This window comes from Paenibacillus sp. JDR-2 (assembly GCF_000023585.1).
In the GTDB taxonomy this organism is placed as follows: domain Bacteria; phylum Bacillota; class Bacilli; order Paenibacillales; family Paenibacillaceae; genus Pristimantibacillus.
The window spans coordinates 6,815,651-6,839,045 of record NC_012914.1; the positions used below are offsets into that span (position 1 = coordinate 6,815,651).

Annotated in this window: 21 protein-coding genes; 3 read left to right on the forward strand and 18 right to left on the reverse strand. The window is 51.4% G+C overall.

The features are described 5' to 3' along the window. Positions 1–3: 3 nt before the first annotated feature. From PJDR2_RS29905 to PJDR2_RS29920, 4 genes are all read right to left on the reverse strand, one after another. Positions 4–2,850, reverse strand: a complete 2,847-nt coding sequence (locus tag PJDR2_RS29905) for an ABC transporter permease (RefSeq protein ID WP_015847486.1) — start codon at positions 2,848–2,850, stop codon at positions 4–6. A 31-nt stretch (positions 2,851–2,881) separates the two neighbouring features. Then, positions 2,882–3,904, reverse strand: coding sequence for an efflux RND transporter periplasmic adaptor subunit (locus PJDR2_RS29910; RefSeq protein WP_015847487.1), 1,023 nt, complete (start codon positions 3,902–3,904; stop codon positions 2,882–2,884). Then, positions 3,882–4,607 (reverse strand): ABC transporter ATP-binding protein, encoded by a 726-nt coding sequence (locus tag PJDR2_RS29915; RefSeq protein ID WP_015847488.1) that lies wholly within the window; start codon positions 4,605–4,607, stop codon positions 3,882–3,884. The genes PJDR2_RS29910 and PJDR2_RS29915 overlap by 23 nt, the downstream gene beginning before the upstream one ends. Before the next feature lie 188 nt (positions 4,608–4,795). Next, complete coding sequence (locus PJDR2_RS29920; RefSeq protein WP_049790193.1) at positions 4,796–5,353, reverse strand: CatB-related O-acetyltransferase; 558 nt, start codon at positions 5,351–5,353, stop codon at positions 4,796–4,798. A 197-nt stretch (positions 5,354–5,550) separates the two neighbouring features. Here PJDR2_RS29920 and PJDR2_RS29925 point away from each other — a divergent pair, with 197 nt between their 5' ends. Then, a complete protein-coding gene (locus PJDR2_RS29925) occupies positions 5,551–6,384 on the forward strand; it encodes a lipoate--protein ligase family protein (RefSeq protein WP_015847490.1) in 834 nt (277 codons plus the stop codon). Positions 6,385–6,718: 334 nt separating this feature from the next. Here PJDR2_RS29925 and PJDR2_RS29930 read toward each other — a convergent pair whose 3' ends face one another. The 13 genes from PJDR2_RS29930 to PJDR2_RS29990 all read right to left on the reverse strand — a co-directional run bounded on the left by PJDR2_RS29930 (position 6,719) and on the right by PJDR2_RS29990 (position 21,381). Further along, on the reverse strand, positions 6,719–7,492 hold the full coding sequence (locus tag PJDR2_RS29930; RefSeq protein ID WP_015847491.1) for a hypothetical protein: 774 nt from the start codon (positions 7,490–7,492) through the stop codon (positions 6,719–6,721). A gap of 61 nt (positions 7,493–7,553) precedes the next feature. After that, positions 7,554–8,303: a GTP pyrophosphokinase gene (locus PJDR2_RS29935; RefSeq protein ID WP_015847492.1), complete on the reverse strand. Its 750-nt coding sequence runs from the start codon at positions 8,301–8,303 to the stop codon at positions 7,554–7,556. Positions 8,304–8,402: 99 nt separating this feature from the next. After that, positions 8,403–9,275 carry a PhzF family phenazine biosynthesis protein gene (locus PJDR2_RS29940; RefSeq protein WP_015847493.1) on the reverse strand — a complete coding sequence of 291 codons (873 nt, stop codon included), beginning with the start codon at positions 9,273–9,275 and terminating at the stop codon, positions 8,403–8,405. Positions 9,276–9,356: 81 nt separating this feature from the next. After that, positions 9,357–9,791 carry a threonine/serine exporter family protein gene (locus PJDR2_RS29945; RefSeq protein ID WP_041614809.1) on the reverse strand — a complete coding sequence of 145 codons (435 nt, stop codon included), beginning with the start codon at positions 9,789–9,791 and terminating at the stop codon, positions 9,357–9,359. Between the two features lie 28 nt (positions 9,792–9,819). Further along, positions 9,820–10,578, reverse strand: a complete 759-nt coding sequence (locus tag PJDR2_RS29950) for a threonine/serine exporter family protein (RefSeq protein ID WP_041614810.1) — start codon at positions 10,576–10,578, stop codon at positions 9,820–9,822. A gap of 39 nt (positions 10,579–10,617) precedes the next feature. Next, a complete protein-coding gene (locus tag PJDR2_RS29955) occupies positions 10,618–12,006 on the reverse strand; it encodes an MATE family efflux transporter (protein ID WP_015847496.1) in 1,389 nt (462 codons plus the stop codon). A 29-nt stretch (positions 12,007–12,035) separates the two neighbouring features. Further along, positions 12,036–13,238 carry an ROK family protein gene (locus PJDR2_RS29960; RefSeq protein WP_015847497.1) on the reverse strand — a complete coding sequence of 401 codons (1,203 nt, stop codon included), beginning with the start codon at positions 13,236–13,238 and terminating at the stop codon, positions 12,036–12,038. A gap of 40 nt (positions 13,239–13,278) precedes the next feature. Beyond that, positions 13,279–14,466: a response regulator transcription factor gene (locus PJDR2_RS29965; protein WP_015847498.1), complete on the reverse strand. Its 1,188-nt coding sequence runs from the start codon at positions 14,464–14,466 to the stop codon at positions 13,279–13,281. Beyond that, positions 14,444–16,297, reverse strand: a complete 1,854-nt coding sequence (locus tag PJDR2_RS29970) for a cache domain-containing sensor histidine kinase (protein ID WP_041614812.1) — start codon at positions 16,295–16,297, stop codon at positions 14,444–14,446. The genes PJDR2_RS29965 and PJDR2_RS29970 overlap by 23 nt, the downstream gene beginning before the upstream one ends. A 298-nt stretch (positions 16,298–16,595) precedes the next feature. Beyond that, complete coding sequence (locus tag PJDR2_RS29975) at positions 16,596–17,396, reverse strand: ABC transporter permease subunit (protein ID WP_041614813.1); 801 nt, start codon at positions 17,394–17,396, stop codon at positions 16,596–16,598. A 93-nt stretch (positions 17,397–17,489) separates the two neighbouring features. Then, a complete protein-coding gene (locus PJDR2_RS29980; RefSeq protein WP_015847501.1) occupies positions 17,490–18,380 on the reverse strand; it encodes a carbohydrate ABC transporter permease in 891 nt (296 codons plus the stop codon). 118 nt (positions 18,381–18,498) lie between these two features. Then, complete coding sequence (locus PJDR2_RS29985) at positions 18,499–19,872, reverse strand: extracellular solute-binding protein (protein WP_015847502.1); 1,374 nt, start codon at positions 19,870–19,872, stop codon at positions 18,499–18,501. 294 nt (positions 19,873–20,166) lie between these two features. Beyond that, positions 20,167–21,381, reverse strand: a complete 1,215-nt coding sequence (locus tag PJDR2_RS29990) for a polysaccharide deacetylase family protein (RefSeq protein ID WP_015847503.1) — start codon at positions 21,379–21,381, stop codon at positions 20,167–20,169. Positions 21,382–21,558: 177 nt separating this feature from the next. On the opposite strand from PJDR2_RS29990, the gene PJDR2_RS29995 reads away from it, so the two are divergent. After that, entirely contained in the window at positions 21,559–22,188 is a 630-nt protein-coding gene (locus tag PJDR2_RS29995) for an NAD(P)-dependent oxidoreductase (RefSeq protein ID WP_015847504.1), read from the forward strand. Positions 22,189–22,245: 57 nt separating this feature from the next. On the opposite strand, the gene PJDR2_RS30000 is transcribed toward PJDR2_RS29995, so the two are convergent. Then, positions 22,246–22,728, reverse strand: coding sequence for a glutathione peroxidase (locus PJDR2_RS30000; protein WP_015847505.1), 483 nt, complete (start codon positions 22,726–22,728; stop codon positions 22,246–22,248). Between the two features lie 185 nt (positions 22,729–22,913). On the opposite strand from PJDR2_RS30000, the gene PJDR2_RS30005 reads away from it, so the two are divergent. Next, the gene (locus PJDR2_RS30005) at positions 22,914–23,354 is read left to right on the forward strand and encodes a MarR family winged helix-turn-helix transcriptional regulator (RefSeq protein WP_015847506.1); all 441 of its coding nucleotides are present in this window, start codon (positions 22,914–22,916) and stop codon (positions 23,352–23,354) included. Positions 23,355–23,395 lie beyond the last annotated feature (41 nt).

Sequence of the window (23,395 nt, forward strand, 5' to 3'; positions counted from 1 at the left end):
CGGTTAATCCTCCCCCAGCTTAATAGCCTGATGGATTTTGAGGCGCGAGAGCATGTAGCCCAGAATAATAAGGCCGATCAGAATGGTGGATCCCACGAAGACGTAGATCCGGATCGAGTCAATCGGATCAACCATCACTTTAAACGGCGGTACCAGCTGCTTCGCGTCAAAGGCATTCTGGAACAGAGGAACAAAAAGACGGCTGGCCGTCAGTCCCGTGACCAGGCCGATAACTATCGCGGCCCCGGACGTCAGCAACTGCTCGACCGTCAGCATCCCGATTAATTGGCGCAAAGACAAGCCCATCGCCCGCATAATCCCGTTTTGCAGCATCCGCCCGCGCAGCACCAGCGTCCAATACAGCAGGAACCCCGCAAAGCTAATGACAAGCGAGATAATAAATCCAAGCGTTAAAGTGCCGTTAACCGCCATCAGGAACGGATCCGATTTGGCCGTAGTCAGCTTGCTCTTCATATCGGATATATCAACAATGCTTAGTTTTTTGTCTTCGATATCCCGGTACAAATCGTTTACGCTTGCGCCCGGCTTCATCTTCAGCCATACCTGATAAGGCTCAAGCGACAAATAGGTCTGAATCTGCAGGCGGCTGCCCACAATCAGCTTAGGTGCCGGCGTTTCCGCATCCCGCGGGTTCGGATTAAAGGTAGGGAAATAATCCACCACCGCATATACGACAAACGGCTGCATATCGATGCCATCCCATCCAACCCAGATCGTATCTCCGGCCTTCAGCTTATTCTCGTCGGCCAAGGTTTTCGAGATCAGCACCGCATTAGGCGCTGCAGCCATCAGGTTCAAATAATCATAAAACGGATAATCAAGCAAGCCGTCGCGGAACCAGGCCGTCTGACCGAACTCATCCGTATCGATACCGACCAGCTTGGCGGATCCGGAGCCTTCCTCGGTACTGTAGGATGCATTGTCATGAATCAGCACTTTTGCCGTGCTCTCGACGCCGGCAAGCTGGGTATAAGGCTCAAAAGGCGGTTCCGAATAGTGGATGACCGGCTTCGTCAGCGTGACGGCCGCCTGTTGCTGCTGCGGCCCTCCTCCCGGATTTTCCGGCGGCTTGTCGTTTGGCCAGTTCGCCTGAAGGACAACGTCCGCCCCATTCGCATACCGGATTCGGTCTTCGCCGTTATGATTGATGGTGCGGGCGGCGCTTGCGCTAAACATGCCGGTGGCGATCGTCATCATCAGGAATACCATCAGGAACTGATAACCCGCGCTCGACCGTCCAACCTGAATAAGCGTCGCATACATGGAAGGCGGCCACCATTTGCGTCCGATCCAATAAATTAATCTTAAGAAGTAAGGGTAAACCCTTAGCAGCAGCATGCCCCCGCCCAAAATAAACAAGGCAGGCACCGCGAACTGCAGAGGGTCAATATGCAGCGCTTCATTATCGAGACCAAGCGTTTGCAGCGTCTTCATCCGTTCGTGGAAGACCCGAAGACCGTACAGGGAAACGGCAAGAGCAATTACGTCAAGGAACAGCTTATGCCAGAATGGCGTCTGCCGCATGCGGGCCAGCTGCTGCTTGTGCCCAACAATCGTGGTTTTGGTCGCAAAGATGACCGGTACCAGCATGACGATCAGAGCGATAACCGCTGCCGCCGCCGCATACAAATAGACCTCGCTGTTCAGATGAACGCGGATGCCGGAGCGCTGAACGAAGGACATAAAGCCGTTCGAAGAGCCCAGCACCTTGGTCAGGAACATTCCAAGCGGCGGTCCCGCAGCAACCGCTACCGCGCCAAGCAGCGTGTATTCCGCCAGGTAGGACAGCATAATCTGCCAGCGGGCGGCACCGCGGCTGCGGAGAACGGCAATTTCGGTCTTCTGCCGGTTCGTAATCAGATTCGATACCATAAAGACGTACAGGCCAAGCATCGCGAGTACGGGTACGTTGAGCGACCACATCAGAATGCGCAAATTATCGGAGCTTTTGAAATAACGATCGATAACATCAACATACTGCGCTTCCAGCGTGTAGTGGTAATTGGCTTTTACCTGGGCCCTCAAGGTTTCGGCAGCCTTCAGATACCCGTCAATATTGCGAAGCTCCAGATCCTGATATTTCGGTACGATATGCCAGGCGTTCGAATTGACTAGCAGGCGGTGCGTCTGAATAAACTCCTTATCCAGCACGTCGCTATTCATGATCAGGGAACTCGTGAATCCGCCCAGATCCGGGGACAGGAAGAAAAGATCGTCATCCTCTTTCTTCGTCATAATGCCAACCGGCTTTACCCGGACCTCGTTTTTATTGAGATCCTCGAAGACAAACACCGTGCCGAGCACCGTACGCAGCGTGTTCAGACCTTTTTCCGTAACGAGCACTTCGTATACGCCGTCGACCGGCTTATCCGCCGGCATCCGTCCGTCGATCAGCTTAATATGCTGCTCGAGGTCTTTGACGCTGGTCAAGCTCGTGCGGTATATCTTCTTTTTCTCGCCCGGAGGGGGAGCCTGGTCAAGACTAAGATCAAACGCGGATGTGTATAAGTCGGAGGTCTTCTCGATCAGATCCACCGGGATCATCGGAAGCACTTTGCTCCGCATAAACTGTTCATTCGTCTGCATCTGCTTGATGCGCTGCTCCGCGTTGTTCACGCCGATATACGTGAATTTCATATTCATCGTGCCCGGGTAAGAGCTCAGCTGCGAGGCCTCCAGCTCCTTCACCAGCATGCGGGACAGAATGGCCTCCGTATAGGTCGGAATACTGGAGACCAGGCCGACTGTCAGGACAAGTCCGATCAGAAGGCTGAGCTCCAGCCATTTGTTTTGCGTCATTTTACGCACAATCATGGACAATAAAGCCACAGGTAAGCCTCCACTTCGCGAAAAAAATGAATTAGTTCAGAACGATCGTTTGGCCTTCCTTCAGCCCGCGGACGATTTCCACCTCTGTTGCCGATTGAATGCCTACCTCAACATCAACTTCCCGCAAAGCTTTTCCGTCCAGCACGCGGACAAACGTACGACCCAGATACGAACGAAGTCCGCTCTTCGGAATAAGGACCACATTCTTATGCTCGGTGAGGACGATGGATACGTTCGCGCTTGAGCCGATCTCCGCCCCTTCCGGAAGCTTGGTTACATTTACATACAGCGTGCTGCTGTATTTGGATTTCAGATCGGGATCGGTTGTCAGCGGAGCGGAGGACGGTGTCTGCACAACTTTGCCCGTCGATTCGAAATTATTGCCTGCGGTAATAACCGCATTCATTCCCACCTGGACTTCGCCGATGCTGCCGGCATCGGAAGAGCGATAAGAAAACCGCAGCTTTGTTGGATCCGCCACCCGGACAAGCGTCTGGTACGGCTGTACGAAATCTCCCTCAGCCAGCTCCTCGACAAATATGACCTGGCCGTCCAACGTTGCCCGCAGTTTGCTCTGTTCGGCCGTCTGCTCCAGCTTGTCCTCCTTCAGCTGTTCAATCTCCAGCTGCAGCTGGGCGATATGTATCTCCTGCGCATTGCCGCCCTGCTTCGCTTGCTTCAAGGCGAATTCGGCCCGCTCCGCCGCCAGCTTCTGCTCCAGCGTCTGCACATCCAGACCGTCTACGACAAGCTCGGCCAGCAAATCGCCTTTCTTGACCGTATCGCCGGAGGAAACGTAAAGCTTCTTCAGCCGTCCGCCCTGCGATTTGAACTGGGCATATTCGCTTGCCGTAGATTCGAATACGCCCGAGCCTTTCACTTCACGGCGGATATCGCCCGTCTTCACATCATCGGTCGAGTAATTCTGCTCCGCCGGCTTTACGAGGGGCGGCTTCAGGGGCTCTTCCTCGTTCGGGATAAGCGAGCAGCCCGCTAGCAAGGACAAGCTAACGCTCAAGACAAAGGCTAAACTATAATTTCGCAGCTTCAACAATGGTTCCATCCTCCAATTCATAGACTTCATCCACGATTTCCATTATCGCCGGGTCATGCGTCGTCATGACGACCGTCATGCCCTCTTCCCGAACAAGATTGCGCAGCACGCTTAAAATATGCAGACCGGTCCGGCTGTCGAGCTCCGCCGTAGGCTCGTCGGCGAGGAGCAGCTTAGGCTTATGGGCAATCGCCCGGGCGATCGCCGTCCGCTGCTGCTCGCCGCCGGACATCTCGAAGGGGCGGTGATGCATCCGCGGCTTCAGGCCTACGTAATCGAGCGCCTGCAAGGCCGCTTCCTTCCTAGCCGATGCCGGAACGCCGGCTATCCGCATGGCGAACTCCACGTTCTCGTATGCGGACATAAGGGGAAATAACGCAAACGATTGGAAGATCAGTCCCATCTGCGTCCTGCGGATATCCCCCCTCGCCTTGTCGGATAGCCCGCTAAGCGCAATACCGTCGAAATCTACAGTCCCTTCCGTAGGCGAATCCAGTGCTCCAAGGAGATTAAGCAGCGTTGTTTTCCCCGAGCCCGACCTCCCCTTCAAGGCAACCAGACGTCCACGCGCAATCGATAGATTAACGCCCTGCAGGACAACCGCAGCGCCGGAACCGCGTCCGAATGTACGCTTCAACCCATCCACCCGAAGCAAGGTCTGCTCTTCTGCGTAATCCCTGACATCGTGAGCAGAATCCGTCATTCTCCTCAACCCCTTTTTCCTCAGGCATCATTATGCCGTTTATAATGTAACCGCTGTCAAATTCCGTCGTTTCCTTGGATTTTACAGGAACTTACAGAAGGTGTAAATGCTATTTTTATAGGGTTGGCAGCAATCCTCATATAAACAGTAAGAAAGAGCATACCTCCCGGCATGCTCTTCTCTTTCCCCTATTTGCCTAGTCTCGCGCAATAACGGAAGAACGGCCTCAGATTCGCCTGCTGAAGCAGCGGAACGGCCGCTTCAATCTGCTGCACCTCCCAGTCCCACCATTTCACCTGAAGCAGTCTCTCAATGACATCGGGCGGAAACCGGTACTTGATGATGCGGGCAGGATTGCCCCCAACGATCGCATAGGGAGGTACGTCCTTCGTCACCAGCGCATGCGTTCCTACAATCGCCCCGTGACCAATCGTAACGCCGGACAAAATCGTGGAATAATGTCCGATCCACACGTCATTGCCGATCGTTACATTGCCATTGGAATAGGCGCCCTCCGTAAAATACTGCGTCATATACGCGGTAAAAGGGAACGAGCTGATCCACTCGTAATGATGATTGCCTCCCAAAAATATCGTCGCGGTGTTCGATACCGAGCAAAATTTGCCGATTGTCCCAATCGTATTTTCCGTCCATGACAGCACGATTGGCGTACCCATCGTGAACGGCCCGATAAATAGCTTATTGTTAACCTGCCGCGGAGGCAGCGCCTCCAAAATCGTCTTCATATTAGTCACTGCTCAATCATCCTCCGACCTATCAACTTGCTTCGCTTAGGAGCAGTATATTCATAGAGCGCTTGCTCCGTACAGGCTACCCGGAAGGCAGCGGCGGATATATGGCGGCTGCCCGCATGCCTTGTTTTGACGGGAAGGGATCAGTATGATGGGAGTATTGGAACTGGTAGGAGAGGAAGGTACGAAAGATGAAATGGAGCGCTATCGAGCAGCTTGGGGAACGGGGGCTTGTCCTGCTGGACCGGATGAACGATTTCTCGGAGGAGGATCCGCTTTATGCCTTTGCCCTGGACGAGCTGCTGTGCAGAAGCACCGGAAGAGGCGGACCGGCTGTATGCCATTTGTGGCGCCATCCCCGCGCCTTCATCATGGGATTGCGCGACAGCCGCTTGCCGAGCGCCGGAGCAGCCCGTGATCTGCTGGAGACGGCCGGTTGGGACACCGCGGTGCGCAATTCCGGCGGAGCCGCTGTTCCGCTGGATACCGGCGTTGTGAACCTGTCGTTAATCTTGCCGAAAAGCGACGTGCTTGATTTCCACTTTCACGACAACTTCGAGCAGATGTACGAGCTTATTCGGCTGGCGCTGCAAGCATCGGGCCGACAGGTCGACAAGGGCGAGATCGGCGGAGCTTATTGCCCAGGCGATTTCGACTTAAGCATCGGCGGCTACAAGTTCTGCGGCATTGCCCAGCGGCGCCAGGTCAACGCGGTCATCATTCAAGCCTTTATTGTGGCGGAAGGCTCCGGTGCGGAGCGTGCCCGGCTGGTCCGCTCGTTCTATGATATCGCGGCAGCAGGCGCGGATGCGGCCGACTTCCCCGTCGTAACGGCGGACAGCACCGCCAGCCTGGAGGAGCTTGCCGGACTTGGGCCGGAAGCCTCGCTTGCTTTCGCGGCAGCCGTAAAGCAGGTCATCATGGCCGCCCAGGAAGGCCTGCCCGCCGTCGGCAGCCTGATCCTGCCGACAGCCGAGCAGGTCCGCGAAATGGCGGAGACTCTGCATAACCGTTACGCGATATAGCATTGAAACGAAAATAAGACCCTGCGAGGGTCTTATTTAAATCACTAGCTGTTACAATCGGGCAACCTCAGCCAACTTAAGGTCCCCCAGGGATCTTAAACACCATCGTACAGGCTTTCAGACTTCACTTAGGGTCCCTAAGGGACCTTAACCCACGGTAACCCGCCAATAGGATGCCGCATTCAGCTCCTTGCGTCAACTTAAGGTCCCTCAAGGACCTTAAACTGCTTCGGACAAGCTCGGTCAGCTCACTTAAGGCCCCTGGGGGACACTAAACAACGAGCTCCGCGGGGACATCACCCCACCAACCTTACAGAACTCGTTATAAGTCCTCTCAACCCGTAATCTCCAGCTCTTCCCCCAACAGCTCCTTCAGCCTTGGCACGACTACTGCCTTGAAATGCTGAGGGTCTGCAGCGGAGACGTACAGGACCATACCGTCATTCTCTTCCGTATAGTTGAGGAAATAACGATACTCCTCCACCGGCTTGTTCTGTTCCGCAATTGCACAGGTAAAACTCCAGTCCGTGAGCTCAAATGCACGTACGATTTCCTCCTGCGCGTTGACCCGGTACCATAATATATTTTTCAAATAAACGGGACGATCGTTAGGCAGCAGCCAGACCGTATTGGTATCAGCCAACCGGCTGTTTACGAAAGCTTGCGTGGCTTCGTTCTCATCTTCCAGCGTGTAAGTTCCGTATCCCTCGTACACGGCGGACCCGATTTTGCGCAGCAGCTCTTCATTCAGCTCATCCATCGGGACTTCCTTGAAATAAGCCAGCAGTTGGTCCATCACAGCCTGACTCGCCTTCGGGTCACGTTCGGGTGCATAGTGGCGAAGCAGAATCTCCTTCACCGCCGTACTGATCTTCTGGTCCGGGTCAAGGATCGCGCCGGCATGAAACGTCTCCGCCGCGTCCATCATCAAGCTCTCTTTATGCGGGTCCTTATCCCGGTCCCAATTCGTGTATTGAAACAAGACATCCGAATCCGGCTCGCGAAAAGCCAGTATAACCTTTGCCATGGTCTCAAAAGCGGCAGGCCCATAACCTAATTCATAGCCCTGTTCCAGCCGATAAGGAAACGAATCTATCATTAACTTCAAGCATTTTCCTCCTTATAACAACAAAAGTGCCGATAAGCATATATCGACACTCTTATACTTATTAATTTTCCGGCTTCTCGCCGATCATCTCGAGCAGCGCGATTGGAATGTTGAACTGCTGATTGTCGATTTGCAGCATTCGGAGCTGCTCCTCGGCATCAATCACGTTATCTCCCTTAATCTCGCCCATCTCCATGTGCAGACGCTCCATCTGACGGTCAAGAGCCGTTACCGAATCCGCAGCCGCCTTTAGCTCCTGCAGCAAGCCATCCGGCACCGCGGCATTGTATTTATAAAATATTTTATGCTCCAGGCTTGCCCAGAAATCCATCGCGATCGTCCGGATCTGCACCTCGATGCAGACATGCTCCACGCGGTCGGACAGGAAGACCGGCACTTCAATGAGCATATGCAGGCTTTTGTACCCGTTAGGCTTCGGATTCTTGATATAGTCCTTAACCTCGAGCACCTTCAGGTCGGACTGTCTCTTCAGCATTTCGGATATAAGATAGATATCTTTGATAAAAGAGCACGTAATGCGCAAGCCCGCGATATCCCGAATATTGTTCTTGATGCTTGGCAGCGAAATATCCAGGTTTTTGCGGACCAGCTTATTCATAATGCTCTCCGGGGATTTCAGCCGGGATTTGGTATGCTCGATCGGGTTATAGTCATGGAGCATTTGAAATTCCTCTTTCAGAATTTCGATCTTGGTCTCCATCTCATCCAGCGCAAACTTATACGTCATCATAAACCGAGTAATCAGTTGTTTCAGTTGTTGGAACTGCGATACACTGCTAAGAAGATTCATGCTTCTTGCCTCCTGGCTCCGGCCGCCTCTTTGTGTGATGACCGGTAGTATTCCTATTCAGTATAACGCCCGCAAGGCCGTAATCGCAATTTTACCGCCTTACATCCACTCGCCCTTCGCCACGAGGAACACCTTACCGCCTATCTTAATCTCGAATTCCCCATTCTTCTTCGAGGCGTCAATCAACAGCAGGGAGTCCCGTCCGACGGAGTAGCCTTGCTCTACCCGAAGCCGGATATCGCTTGTGCCAAGCACCTCATGCTCCAGCAGATAACCGGCCAGATTGCCGTTTGCGCTGCCCGTAGCCGGATCCTCGTAATACCCGGTATCATTCACAAACACCCGGACATGGAGATCGCTTGCTTCATGCACCGTTTCCCGCGTAAACACTAGAAGGTTGGCGTCCGCCGTCTCCTTAAGGAACTGCCCGAACTTCTGATGATGGATGACGCAGCGCTTTACCGCGTCCAGCGTCTTCACGGGTACGATAACGGAAGGCAAACCCGTTGATGCGACCCGGATCGGCAAGTCTGCAGCTATATCTTCCACGTTGATCTGGAGGATGTCCGCGATAACCGACGGATCAACAATTTCGCCAAAAGCCGGCTGCTTCTGGGTCATCCACAGTACGGGGTTCTTCCCTTCCGCAAACGAGACGGGAATCTGCCCCACGCCAAGATTCAACAGGATAGGCTCCTTCCCTTCCTTCTCATACAAATGCCGAATGACATAGGCCGTGCCTAGCGAAGGATGTCCCGCAAACGGGATTTCCGCGTCTGGCGTAAAGATACGAACGTTATAACCCCCGTCAGCCAACTTGTCCGACATAATGAAAGTAATCTCGGAGTAATTGAACTCCTTCGCAATCTGCTGCATCCCGGAAGTCTCGAGCTCTCCGTCAGGCAGCAGCACCGCCAATTGATTCCCCTGATATTTCCGTTCCGCAAACACGTCTACCATATAAAACTGCATCCAACTTCCTCCTCCCTAATGTGAAAAAAATGAAAAGAACGCCTCCGCCTCATGCGCGGACACGCCCTCCTATTTACAACCCTATAACCGCTCCAAACGGCGGATCGTCTGGTTGACCACCTCGGACAAGACGAGACCGATCGCTATCGTGCCCGAGATCATAAATGCTTTGACGCCTAGCTGAACAGCGACGTCATAATCGTTCTCCACGACCCTGCGCATCGCGTCGTAAGCAATGCCGCCCGGCACAAGCGGAATAATGCCCGCAACGCTAAACACGATAACCGGCGTCTTGTACAGCTTCGCGAACAGCTGGCTGATCACCGCTACGATAATGACGGCAATCAGCGTGGCCGGAATCGTCTCCAACCCCATCTCCGCGCAGGACCTATACAAAAGCCAGCCTACCATTCCAACAACGCCGCATTGGGGAAGCATCTGTCTAGGCGCGTTAAAGATAAGGCCAAACGCGGCCGATGCAATAAAGCTTGTAATCGCTTGTTCGATCCACAACATTCCCGACATGCCCGTCCCCTCCTCGACATTAATAAAATGACAGCACCGCCGCAATACCCGCGCCGATCGCAAACGCCGTCAGAAACGCTTCTACCCCTTTGGACAGTCCCGACACAAGATGGCCCGCCATCAAGTCCCGGACGGCATTCGTAATATGCAGACCGGGCACAAGCGGCATAACCGAGCCGATAATGACGGTATCCATATTGAGAGCTAGTCCGCTTTTTATAAGCAAAATCGTTACTCCGCCAAGGATCAAGGAGGCTACAAACTCCGCAAACAGCTTAACCGGCACCAGCCGGTGCAGCAGCACCATGCTGCCGAAGCCTAATCCCCCCGCAAGGACAGCCGCCAGAAAGTCATGCCACGGGCCGCCGAACATAACGAGGAAGCAGCCGCTCGATACCGCGGCCACAAGCACCTGCAGCCAGGTCGGATAGGCGAAGGACAACTCGTCGATCTCCGTCAGCAGGCGGTGAGCCTCGCTCACCTCCAGCTTCCCTTGGCTGATGCGCCGCGATATATCGTTCACCAGCGTCACTTTGCGCAGGTTTGTCGATCTCTCGGAGATGCGAATCAGCCTCGTAGTTGGCACGGAAGCGTCCATCGCAAACAAAATGCCGGTTGGCGTGACATAGCTCTGCGCATCCGAAATACCGTAAGCAGCGGCGATCCGTACCATGGTATCCTCCACACGGTACGTCTCGCCGCCGTTCTGCAATATGATTTTGCCTGCAAGCAGGCAGGTCTGTGCGATTAGATGATAAGTATTAATCGGCTGCTCCATTACAGTAGAAGTCATGGCTTAATGCTCCTTATGCCAATGTTACGTAGCGGTCGTCACCGGTTGTTCCGCGGGAGCCCGCTTCACCAGCGCATGCTTCTCCCACGCCCGGCTCCGCCAGCGGAAGAACATCGCAAAGGCCCGCAGCCATTCATCGGCCGCAATCGCAAGCCAGATTCCCGGAAGGCCCATATCAAGCTGGAACACGAAGAAGTAACCAAGCGGCAGGCTCATGCCCACCATCGACACCGTACCCGCCCATAACGGGAACTTGGCGTCCCCGGATGCGCGAAGCGAGTTCACGAGAATAATGTTGATTGTGCGGCCCGTCTCCAAAATTACGCTGTAGAGCAGTACGTTTGCGCCCAGGCGGATAATTTCCGGATCGTTCGTGAACATGGTCATCAATTGCTCGCGGAAAATCATCACCACCGCAATCATCACCGCTGTCGATGCCGAAGCCCAGCCCGTGCTGTACCATACCCGGTAATAAGCATCCGTCTGGCGGCCTGCGCCGATCATCCGGCCTACAATAATGGATGTACCTAATCCAATCGAAAAGGCCATTAAATAAATGAACTGCGAGACGTTAGCCGCATACTGACGGGCGGCAAGCGATTCTTCGCCAAGGAAGGTCGCATAATACAGGAAGACCATCTGGCAGCCTTGATACATCACCTGCTCAAGAGCGGACGGAATGCCGATTTTTAATATTTTGCCAATATACGTCTTGGATAATGTGAAATAATAGCGAATCTTTACGCGAACTTCCATAATGCGATACAGCATCCAGAAGAAAACGACCAACGCCAGCGCCCGGCTGATGACCGTTGAAACCGCCGCACCGTGAACGCCCATCTGCGGAAATCCGAAATGCCCGAAAATCAGCGCGTAATTGCCGATCAAATGGACGATATTCATGCCCAGCGAGACGAACATCGCTTCCTTCGTGAAGCCATGCACCCGGATAATCGCCGACACGGAATTAATTAAAGCCTGCAGGAAAATAAACCCGCCCACGAAGGACAAATAAGACTTCGCATGCTCCAGCACTTCGCCGTGCAGGTTCAGGCTCTGCAAGATCAGCCCGTTACAGATAACAAACACGATACTCAATAAAAGGCCAACAATCAGGTTCAGCGTAATGCTAAGCGCCGAAATTTTGGCGGCTTCTTTCATCTGCCTCGATCCGATGTATTGCGCAACAACGATCGAAGCACCGTTGCCGATAACCTCGAGCACCAGCAAAGCAATAAACAGGTACTGATTGGAGGCACCCACGCCCGACACCGCATTATCCGAGATTGCGCTCAGCATAAAGGTATCGGCAAGCCCCATCAGCATAAATAACAATAATTCCAGAAATATCGGCCATGTCAGAAATAAGAGATTAAACTCCTTCGATGGCTTCCCCGCCTGTGCGGCCGTCATGATGACACCTCTTCTTAAGTCAAATTCTTCTACGGCAGCTGCTTCAGCACCATTACGGCCGCACCGGCCGCAACAGCTTCTTCCTTAAGCAAACCTTTCGAGAACAACGGCTTATACTGCGGATAATAATACGTATGGCTTCTTGCTACCTCCACCGCCGTCTCAAACACGCTTTCGTGCGCATTAATAAGCGCTCCCCCCAGAATGACCTTCTCCGGATGCAGCACGTTAATCAAATTCGCTAACCCGATTCCAAGATAAGCAGCAGCCTGCTTAAATTTCTCCTGCACCATTATATCACCGGCCGTCAGGGCGTGGAGCAGTTTTTCGAAACTCCAAATTTCGCCGTTGTCGCTATCGCTGCCGCTGCCACGGACTTCCCGGCCATGCGTCAGTGTTCCCGCCAAGGCCAGTTCGCGCACTTCGTTCTCGATAGCATGAACCGACACAAAGGACTCCAGCGACCCGTTAATCGCGCTGCCGGGCTGCGAGAGGTCGCCGGCCTGAATAATCATTCGGCCAATCGCCCCTTCCATATCGGTTGCTCCGTATACCAGCTGGCCGTTCGACATAACCGCCGACCGGAGACCGGCACCCACATGCACATACAGCATATGCTGGTAGTGCTCGCTTCTCAGCGCCCAATGCTCTCCCACAAGCGCCGTATTCGCCCCGTTATCGAGCAGAACCGGGAACCCCAGCCGTTCCTCGAGCAGCTCGCAGATCGGCAGGTTATGCCAGCCCTGGGCAGGAAAATAAACGGGATCCAGAATGAGACCCCGTTCACGGTCAAGCGGACCTACTGCTCCAACGCCCATTCCGACAACGCTGGACGGCTGCAGGCCATTCTCCTGCAAGAACCGTTGGACGGCCTCCTGCACCCGGTTCAGAAATACGCCCGGCGTCATGCTCTCATCCATCTTCCAGCGAATGGCCGACAACCGGTTCATATGCATGTCGTATAGACCAATGGAAGAGTAGATGCGGGAGATCTCGAGTCCAAACAAATAGCCGTAGGTTGGATTCGTCTCGTAGAGAATGGGTCTTCTCCCGCCGGTAGAGCTGCCGCGCCCATGCTCGCGCAGCTTGTTTCCTTCAATCATCTCATCCAGCAGCCGCGTCATGGAGCTGCTTGGCATCGAGAATTCCTTGATCAGCTCAGCGCGCGATACGACACCTCGCTGAGCGATGTAGGTATAGACCAGATTGGCCGGTGTCTTGGTAATGGACATAGGACTCCTTCATCTACCCGAATGTGTGTTTTCAATAAGATTACAACGGTTTTTCAATACCGTCCATCCGGTGACGCTGACGGAACTCCGACGGCGTCTCCCCGTACTTCTTGCGGAACAGCTGCGAGAAATGGCGCATGTCCTGATAACCGATCCGCTCGGCAACATCCGCAAGCTTCAGCTTGGGATTCAGCAGCATCTGCTTGGCCTGTTCAAGCCGCAAGCCGATAACATATTCCTTAAACCCCGATCCGGTCTTCTGCTTGAACAGCTGGCTGAAGTATACCGGATTCAGGTATACGATAGCCGCAACCTTCTCAAGTGACAGATCGGCATGATAATGCGTCCGGATATATTGCAGCGCAACCTCAATGGACTGATCGCTTCCGCTTGCGTAATGCTCATACACCTGCGTCGACGAAGCCTGTCTCATCCGCTGCACTTCTCCCGGTACGGCATCGATATCTTCAATTCGGTCGGTATGCATGATCTGGAACGGCACGCGCAAATACTTGATCAGATGCGTGCGCAGCTCTTCCAGTAGACTTGTGATCGTTCCGCTCTCCGGAAGCGTAACAAGTCCCAGAAGGCTCTTGCTGTCGTAAATCGTGACAAACCCTTGACCATACTTCTCGATCAGCTCGCCCAGCACGTTCTCGATCATGAAATGCTCGAGCTGAACAACCTTGTCGCTCTCCATCTTGACCATAATCAGGTTGAAATGCGGATGGCTGTCCATGAAAGGCATCATATCGAAGCGTCCGATATCGAGCCCTTGAGCCCAGCGCTGAAAAACCGCTTCCCGCAAATAGTTGCGGTTCAGCTTCAGCAGCTCGGCTTCTTCCGTCATCTCCCGCTCTTGCTCGATTTCCCCGCAGATCTTCTCGATCATCTCGGCCAGCACTTCCTTGCCGATCGGTTTAAGCAGATAGTCCTTCGCTCCAAGGCGCACAGCTTCCTGGGCGTAGCTGAATTCCGAATAGGCGGAGATCACAACCCACTTCACCCGGGGATACATGCTGCGCGTCAAATTCATCATCTCCAGCCCCGTCATGCCAGGCATTAAAATATCCGTTAGCACAATATCAATCCGGTGCTTGCGCAGCTGGGCTACCGCTTCTTCCGCATTGACAGCCAGATAAGTGCTGTAAGCAGGAAAGCGGTTGTTTAATGTCCGCTTGATACCTTCTCGTATGACGTTCTCGTCATCCACGATTAATATGTTCATCGCCCGTTTTACCTCCTCTAGCAGGCAGTGGAATTGCGATAATAACCGTCGTCCCTTTTCCTAATTCACTTGTAATCCGCAAGCCGTACGGTTCGCCGTACATTAGAACAATACGGCGGTGCACATTCGGAAGGCCAATCCCTCTTCTGCCCCGCCCTTGCTGCGCCGCATTGTAATTTCGGCCGGGACTGGAATCCTCAAGCATGGCTTGCAGCTTCTTCAGTTCTTCTTCATCAATGCCAACGCCATTATCTTCAATAACGATACGCAGCTCATTGGCTTCCTCGTCGGCTATTGTCGATACTCTCAGCAGTCCCGGACGGTCGAGAGGCTCAAGGCCGCTTTTCACCGCGTTCTCGATGACGGGCTGAATCGTCATCTTCGGAACGATAGCATCGAGCCATATGTTGTCCACCTGAATTTCGGTGCTTACGCGTCCGACCAGACGGTTTTCAATAATCGTCATGTAATGCCTCATTTGCTCCAGCTCCTGGCGGAGCGTCGTCTTCGAGGCTTCCTCCCAGTCACTGCTGTAACGGAACATGTGGGACAGCGACAAAATAACGCGTCCCAGCCGGTCATTCTCCCGCTCGTCCAGCATCCAATAAATCATATCCAGCGTATTGTACAGGAAATGCGGGTTCACCTGCGACTGAAGCGCCTGCAGCTCCGCGTTTTTTTCGCTTATGGAGGAGAGAGTGATTCGCTCAATCAGCTCGTCGATCCGATGAACCATCCGGTTAAAGGAAGAGACCAAGCTGTTTATTTCCTCGAAAGATTTAACATTCACCGCACCCCTGAAATTACCCAGCTCCACCTGCTTCATCTCCCTGATCAAGAGCTTCAGCGGAGAGGATATATTCCGCGAGATCAAGGTTGCCAGCATAATCGACAACAAGATAACCGCGATAATGACGGCAAGCAGATACAGTCTCGTCTGAACAAGCTCTTCGCTGATGTCCGTCTTTGGCGTCAGCCCAAACACCGTCCATTCCGCCACGGCTGTTTTGGCAGCAACAATTAATTGACTGGTCTTATTATCCACAACGATCTCATTACCCTTAGGTCTAGGCAGCCCATTAAAAGAAGGTACCGCCTGCGGCTCGCCGGTTGGCTCCATCGACAAATCATCCTGATTTTTATCCGTCGATGCGATTACGCCATTGTTCTTATCAACGATAAATACCCGGCTGTTTGGGCTGATCGACGCGTTAGACAAGGCCGATAGAATCGGATTCGGATCCGACTCGATCAAGACAATGCCAACTGGCTTATAATTATTAAGATCAAACAGCTGACGTCCAAATACAAATACAGGCTCTGGCAGCATGCTGTTAATAACCGAGCCTTTCATCAAGCCAAGCCATACCATCTCGCCTTTTGAATTTTTAAGCTTGCTGTACCAATCAGCAGACGTGTAATCCTGATTGACTAAGCCGGCGAACCGCCGTTCATAGTTGTACAGCTTTCCGCCATTGGTCATGACATGGATGCCTATAATATCATCTCGCGAAAAGTATGCGGCTCCAATAATATTCGTAATCGCCCGTTCATTCATGACACTGACGCTTATATTCTTCTCATTGTCTGCTTCCTTAAGCAGTCTGGTCAATTCATAGTTACTGTTAAGTGATTTGGTCACGCTGTCATATCCCTCAAGAAGCAGATCAAATAACCCTACCGTTTGGGAAACGTTCTTCTCCGCAAGATCACTGATCTTTGAATGAATAATCTGGGCTGTCTTCTGATAATAGAGGAAGCTGACCAAGATGAGCAGCGTCATCATCGATGAAAACAGCAATAAAAACAACCGATTCTGTATAGAGTGCATTCCGTGATAACGCGCCAACTTTGGATCCTCCTTAAAGAATTATCACGCTTTTTGTGATAATTCTACTTCGTAAGCATCGACTTAAAGAATTATCACGCTTTTTGTGATAATTCTACTTCGTAAGCATCGACTTAAAGAATTATCACGTTCTTTGTGATAATTCTACTTCGTAAGCACGAATGCTCATTCCCTCATTGTAACACATGGCGAAACGGTTGCGCTGACCCGTGGCAGCGCAACCGTTTCGTATAGTAAAAACTTACAAATTGCTTAAAATTCAAAAAAGCGGAGAAGGGGATTAACCCTTCACCGCGCCTGCTACCATACCTTTTGTGATCTTATCTGCGAGCAAGAAGTAAATAATGATAACCGGCAATGCCCCGAGCACGAGGAATGCGCCGATCGCTCCGTAGTTAACCGAATACTGGCTGACGAAGCTGTATACCCCGAACGGCAATGTTTTCAATCGTTCGGACGAGATAAAGGTTGCTGCCAGGATGTACTCGTTCCAGATGTTGATGAAGGTCAGAATACATACCGTCATCATCGGCGGAACCGATACCGGCAGGATAATGTTCCAGAATATCCGGAAGACGCCTGCTCCGTCCACGATGGCCGATTCTTCAATTTCATTAGGAATCGACTTCATGAATCCGCTAAGAATAAATACGGCAATTGGCGTCTGGAATGCAATGTAAGGCAAGATAAGGGACCAATGCGTATTCAGAATATGCATGTTCTTGAAGATAATCATCAGCGGCAGCAGTGTCGCCTGCATCGGAATCATCATCCCGATCAGGAAGACAACCATAACCGCCTGACCGTATTTCCACTTGAAGCGGCTGATGGCAAACGATACTAGCGAGCTGAGGAACAAAACGCCAACCATTGTAATCAATGTAACTTTCAAGCTGTTAAGCAGATATTTAACGTAATTGCCCGACTCCATCGCAGCACTGTAGTTGCCCCACTGCAGAGCATGCGGCAGAGCAAAGAATTGGCCGGACAAAATTTCTTCGTTAGTCTTTAACGAGTAGATAGCCAGCCACAAGAGCGGATACAATTGGGTGACAATCAGAGCTGACAGAAGAACCCACATCAATATTTTCCCGATCGAAAATTTTCTTTGCGGCTTTATTCTCGGCAGCGCTGCTGTAGTTGTACTTTGGCTCATAGTCGTATCCCTCCTTCGTTACGTGTATTTCCGTTCCAGACGGTTGAATCCATAGTTGATAACCACTGTTGCTACAAGACAGACTACAACCAGAATGGCTGCAATGGCACTTCCGTATCCGTATTTCATCGACAAGATTGACATTCTGTACATATGGGTCGCGATAACGTCCGTTGCGTTACCAGGACCGCCGCCTGTCATAACCATAATCATGTCGAACGATTGCAGCGAGCCGATAAAGGCAAGGACAATCGAAATCTTGAAGATCGGAACGTTCATTGGCAAGGTAATATACCAGTCAGCTTTCAAGCCTTCAGCGCCATCAATTTTGGCTGCCTCATAAATATCCGACGGAATGTTCTGAATACCCGTAAACTGGATGAGAGTGTGATAACCAAGGTATTGCCACAAAGCAACGAAGTACAAGCTGTACATCGCGATATCTGGATCCGTCAACCACTGCTGGGACCAGCTGTGCAGGCCTACCCAGTCAAGTACCTGGTTAAGCATTCCGCCCATGGACGCAGGGTTGTAGATTGTTTTCCAAAGTTGTCCGATAATAACAACCGACAAAATTACCGGCATAAAATAACTGGATACAAGGAAATTCGGCTTCTTTACGAAGCGGCTAAGCAAGATTGCGACAAACAAAGCGATTGGAATTTCAAGCATGGAAAATACAGCAAACATCAGGGTATGGCGTACAGCTGGCCAAAATACGGCATCATGGAATAACAATTTGTTGAAGTTGTCCAGACCGATAAATTTTGAAGCGCCGATCCCGTTCCATTCAAGCGTGCTGGTATACAAGGAAACGATGATTGGAACAAAAACCAGACAGACATAGAGTATCAAACACGGCAGCACGAACAGCGCTATCGTTAACTTCGAAACCTTCAGTACGTTCATCTCGTGTGCCCTCCTATCTTTTAGCTATTTTTTTAACATCCGTACAAAAGGGGTTCCTGGGAGAGAACCCCTTTCGCACAGTGTGCAGCTTTTTATATTTCTATCTTTTGTTTAAAAATTATTTATTGCTTTCGTAAGCTGTTTGGTGCTCTTTTGCAACTTCTGCCGAATCTTTCTTCTGAACGAAGATGTTTTGGAGAGAAGTCAAGTGGCCTTGAGAAGTACCAGGGTTCATTGTGTTATCGAACGACAGGTCGCCGCCTTTAACATCTTTGAACAGGTCCAGTACACTGATCGCCATGTCGGAGTATCCGGCAGCTTTGAAGTCGCCGTCAACTTTTTGCGCAAGACCTACAGCGCCTTTAACCGCAAACGCTTCTTTAGGGAAGTTCAGCATGAAGTAGTTCAGGAAATCTTTTGTTTCTTGCAGGTGTTTGCTGTCTGCAGAGATCGCGAATGCGGAACCTGGAGCAAGCATGAATTGGTTAGGGTCGCCTTTGCCGTTTACAGTAGGGAATTTGAATACGCCTACTTTATCCTTCAAAGCTTCGGATGTTTCGATACCGCCAGTTGCCCACGAACCCATGTAGTACATGGCAGCTTTACCCGTTTTGAAAATGTTCTCGCCAGCGTTATAGTCGAACGATGTAACGCCTTCTTGGAACGCTCCTGCTTGAATCAGGTTTTGCATAGCGTCTACAGCTTCAACGAATGCTGGATCTTCGAATGTTTTCTTTCCAGCTACAACATCAGACAGGAAGCCAGGGCCGCCGTTTGTGCGAAGCAGGATGTTCATGAACAGGAACGAACCCGTCCAAGTATCTTTTTCACCGATTGCCATTGGCTGGATGCCTTTAGCTTTCAGGGTTTTAACGTCTGCGATCATTTCTTCGAATGTTGTCGGCGGGTTAGCGATGCCAGCTTGTTGGAACAGATCTTTGTTGTAGTAAACAACGCCGATGTTGTTGCCGTCCGGCAATGCGTACAAGTTATTGTCGAATGTATAGAAGTCAAGAACGCCTTCTTGGAATGTATCCTTCAGGCCGTTTTGCTCAACCATGTCGTTCAGCGGTGCAAACAGTTTTGCATCAACGTACGGCTGCATTTGAGCTGCCGGGTTAACGATTGTGATGTCCGGCACTTCATGCGAAGCTGCTTGCGTTTTCAGCTTTTGCTTTTGTTGGTCGGTATTCAAGGAGTCCAGCTCGATCTTCACGTTTGGATGATCAGTTTCGTATTGTTTTACGATCTTTTTCATCATGCCGTTTTTCGGATCCGTTGGATCTGGATAAATGTTTTGGAAAGTAATCGTAACTTTCTCGTTGCTTGCCGGCTTCTCTGTAGCCGCGTTAGTCGCTCCCGCATTGTTGGAAGCGCCGGAGTTGGCATTTTTATCGCCGTTATTGCTATTAGAGCCGCATGCTGTCAAGCTGATTGCCAAGGAACCTGCAAGTACAAGACCAAGAACGCTCTTCATATTCATTTTAGCCATTTGTTTATCCCCCTTGTTTGTGATGCTTTTATTATCGTGAAATCTGCAAACCCTTACAATGTGTGAACTTAGGATATCAGGTAGGTTTTCTTTAGGTCTTGAGATTCCCCACCTTGAAATAGCCCACTCGAATACTGTCGAACTTTACTGAACCGTGCGGTTATTATTTGTTGCTTCCTGCCTCGAAATCCCTTCCGGAACGGATTTCCAGGTTATGCGCTGACGGAAAAAAAAAGCTGCATCCCGGGTCCGGTTGACCAAGGGATGCAGCTATTCTATTGGGAATCGATTATTTTAAACCGCTGTAATTTTGTATTGCTTCTTGTGCTTGCTCCAGCTGAGCTTCATGCCTTTCATCTTGCAGTACTCCTTTAGCGGAATCATCACGCCATTAGGTCCTTTGTAGGGCTGCTCCGTAAAGGCCGCGGTCTGGCCGTCCATATGAACCATAACAGGAGCGTTCTCCAGATCCAGCGCCTTCAGCTTCTCCATCAGCTGTTTGGCCGACTCCCCTTCCCTCGCTCCGTTCACGCGGAAGCCGTTTGTCTGCCCGCGGCCGTTGATTCCTTCCTTAACCGTAAAGGACAACGAAATACCTACTTCCTTCAAAATATCCAGTACTTCCGCATTATAAGCCCCGTAAGGAAACGCGATAATGCCCTTTGTATTGCCAAGCTCTGCTTTCAAGTGCTGTTCCGCTTTCTCGAGATCCGTCTTCACCCGGTTATGATATTCCTCATCCGTCTCGACACGCTGTTCTTTCTTCAAATATTGGTGGCGGGTCAGCACAGGCTTCGTCAAGCCGTCCGCGCGCATAACGCCGTATTTGTGGCTGTCATAAGTATGGTTATAGAAGGACATGCCGGACTTTTGCATCTCGCGCATTTGGGTCCAGGTCATTTTCGGACGGCCGACCTGCTTCGGTTTATCCGCATTGTCCGCACCGGAGACAATCACGAAATTAACCGCAGGATAGTTATGCTGCTTCAGCACCGGAAAGGCCTTCGTATAGAAGCTCTCATAACCGTCGTCAAAAGTCAGCAGTACCGCATTAGCCGGCACATTGCCTTTATTCGCGATAAAATCCGCATATTGATCGATGGAAATGACATGGAATCCGTCTGCCTTCAGCAGTTCCATCTGTTCCTTGAACACATCAAGCGAAATAGCCGACTCGGCCTCCGCGTTATTGGTTTTCTTCGCCGTCTTATCCGATAGATCATGATACATCAGTACGGCAACCTTGTCCGAATAGTAAGTTCCGTTTGTTCCCGGATTCTCCAGCGTCCACTCCAGCTTGGATTTAAAGGTCGACTCCAGGAATGCGGCCGGCACCATCGGTTCGCCGTCAACCAGATCCACGGCAGGCGGCTGCTTTAGCTTCTCGCCGTTCACATAGAAGCTGACCGATTTATTGCTTTCCGGCACGGAACAAGCAACAGCTAGGAGCCCTAAACAAATGAGCAATAGAATAACATTAGTCCAAAGAGCTACACGGGCACGAATCATTGACTTACTTCCCCCTAAATAAACAATCCATTTCATAGTTTTACAAATACTGGACATCATTAGACAAAAAAAATATCCGCGATCTAGTACAACTATTAAACGCAACATATCACTGGAATGTTGCTCCATTATGATAATTTTTTAATGTACAATTCATTATATAGGGAGGGGATTGAAATGAAAATCGCTATTTTCGGGGCAACCGGCCGGGTCGGACGTATGGTTACGGCTCTTGCGCTCCGCGACGGACATACGGTGAAAGCTCTTGTGCGGACACCGGATAAATTAAAGGGGCTGGCGGACAGCTCACCAGGACTGACACTCGCGGAAGGGAATGCGGCTTCCGCCGAGGCCCTCGCCGAAACCGTATCCGGGGCAGATGCCGTCATCAGCGCATTAAGCACCGACGGCGGCTCCCTCTTATCGGACAGCTTCCCGCTTATCCTCGAAGCCATGAAACGGCTTGAGATCAAACGGATTGTCGCCATTGGCACGGCGGGAGTACTGGATAGCCGGACTGAACCGGGCTTGCTGCGGTATCAATCCAGCGAATCAAGAAGAACGCTCACCCGGGCCGCCGAGGAGCATCATGCGGTGCTCCGGCTGCTGGAGGAATCAGAGCTGGATTGGACGCTGGTCTGCCCGACTTATTTGCCGGACGGTCCGGCCGAAGGAGGCTACCGGTCAGAGCGCGGCTACCTGCCGGAGAATGGGACCCGGATTACGACAGGCGACACGGCCGAATTCGCCTATGCTCAGCTGTTTAGCAGCCAGTATGTAAGAATGAAGGCGGGTATTGCCTATTAGAAGAAAAAGCCGGGCTTTCGCGTTCCATACGCAAAGCCCGGCTTTTTTCCAGGAAAATTACTTGCTAAGCAAGGCTTGGATCTCGGAATCAATTCGCTCCGGCGTCACGTTTGGACCAAACCGCTTCACGACTTTGCCTTCCTTGTTCACAAGGAATTTCGTAAAGTTCCATTTAATGCGCTTCGAACCAAGGATACCTCGTGCATCCTTCTTCAGCTTCTGGAACAGGGGATGCGCAGTGTCTCCGTTAACGTCGATTCTCGCGTAGAGCGGGAAATTCACGCCAAAGTTCAGCTCGCAGGACTGCGCGATCTCCGCGTTATTCTCGAGCTCTTGATTCATAAACTGGCTGCTCGGGAAGCCTAATACCGCAAAGCCCTTCTCTTTGTACGTGTCATGAAGCTTCTGCAGTCCTTTGAACTGCGGAGCAAATCCGCACTTGGTCGCCGTATTTACGATTAGCAGCACTTGGCCTTCGTACGGAGCTAGCGTTTGTTTCTCGCCTTTAATCGTGTTGACTTCAATATTGTATAAGGACATCTTTGATGCAACTCCTTTAAGATGAATTGTTATTAATTAAATTGTATGCAATTTATATAGCAATGTCAAATACCGAATTTTTCTTTTTTGACACGTTTTAGAGGCGGTGCTACAATACAGTCACCCAATTAATTTGCATACAATTTATATAGAGAAGATAAATCAATAAAGGGGCTGCTGCCGTTATGGACACCAACGAACTGCTAAAGCTGGAGAATCAGCTGTGCTTTGCTTTTTATTCCTGCTCGAGAGAAATTACGAAGCTGTACCGTCCTTTACTCGCCGAGCTTGGACTTACGTATACGCAATACATTACGATGCTTGCCCTGTGGGAGCAGGACAATGTATCCGTGAAGGAGCTCGGAGTGAAGCTCCTTCTCGATTCCGGAACGCTCACGCCGCTGCTTAAGAAGCTGGAATCCATGGGGCTTCTGACAAGGGCGCGGGATAAATCCGATGAACGGCATTTGATCGTCCGCCTAACCGAGCAAGGTCAGGCGCTTAAGGATAAAGCATCCTGCGTACCCCTGCGGTTATTCGAAGGCACGGCGGTTGAGCCGGAAGAGATCTTCGCGCTTCGAAGCCAGGTACAGACGCTGATGAGCAAGATGAACGACGCAACCTAATAGGAGAAGACTTTCTGTTACGAACAGGAAGTCTTCTCCTT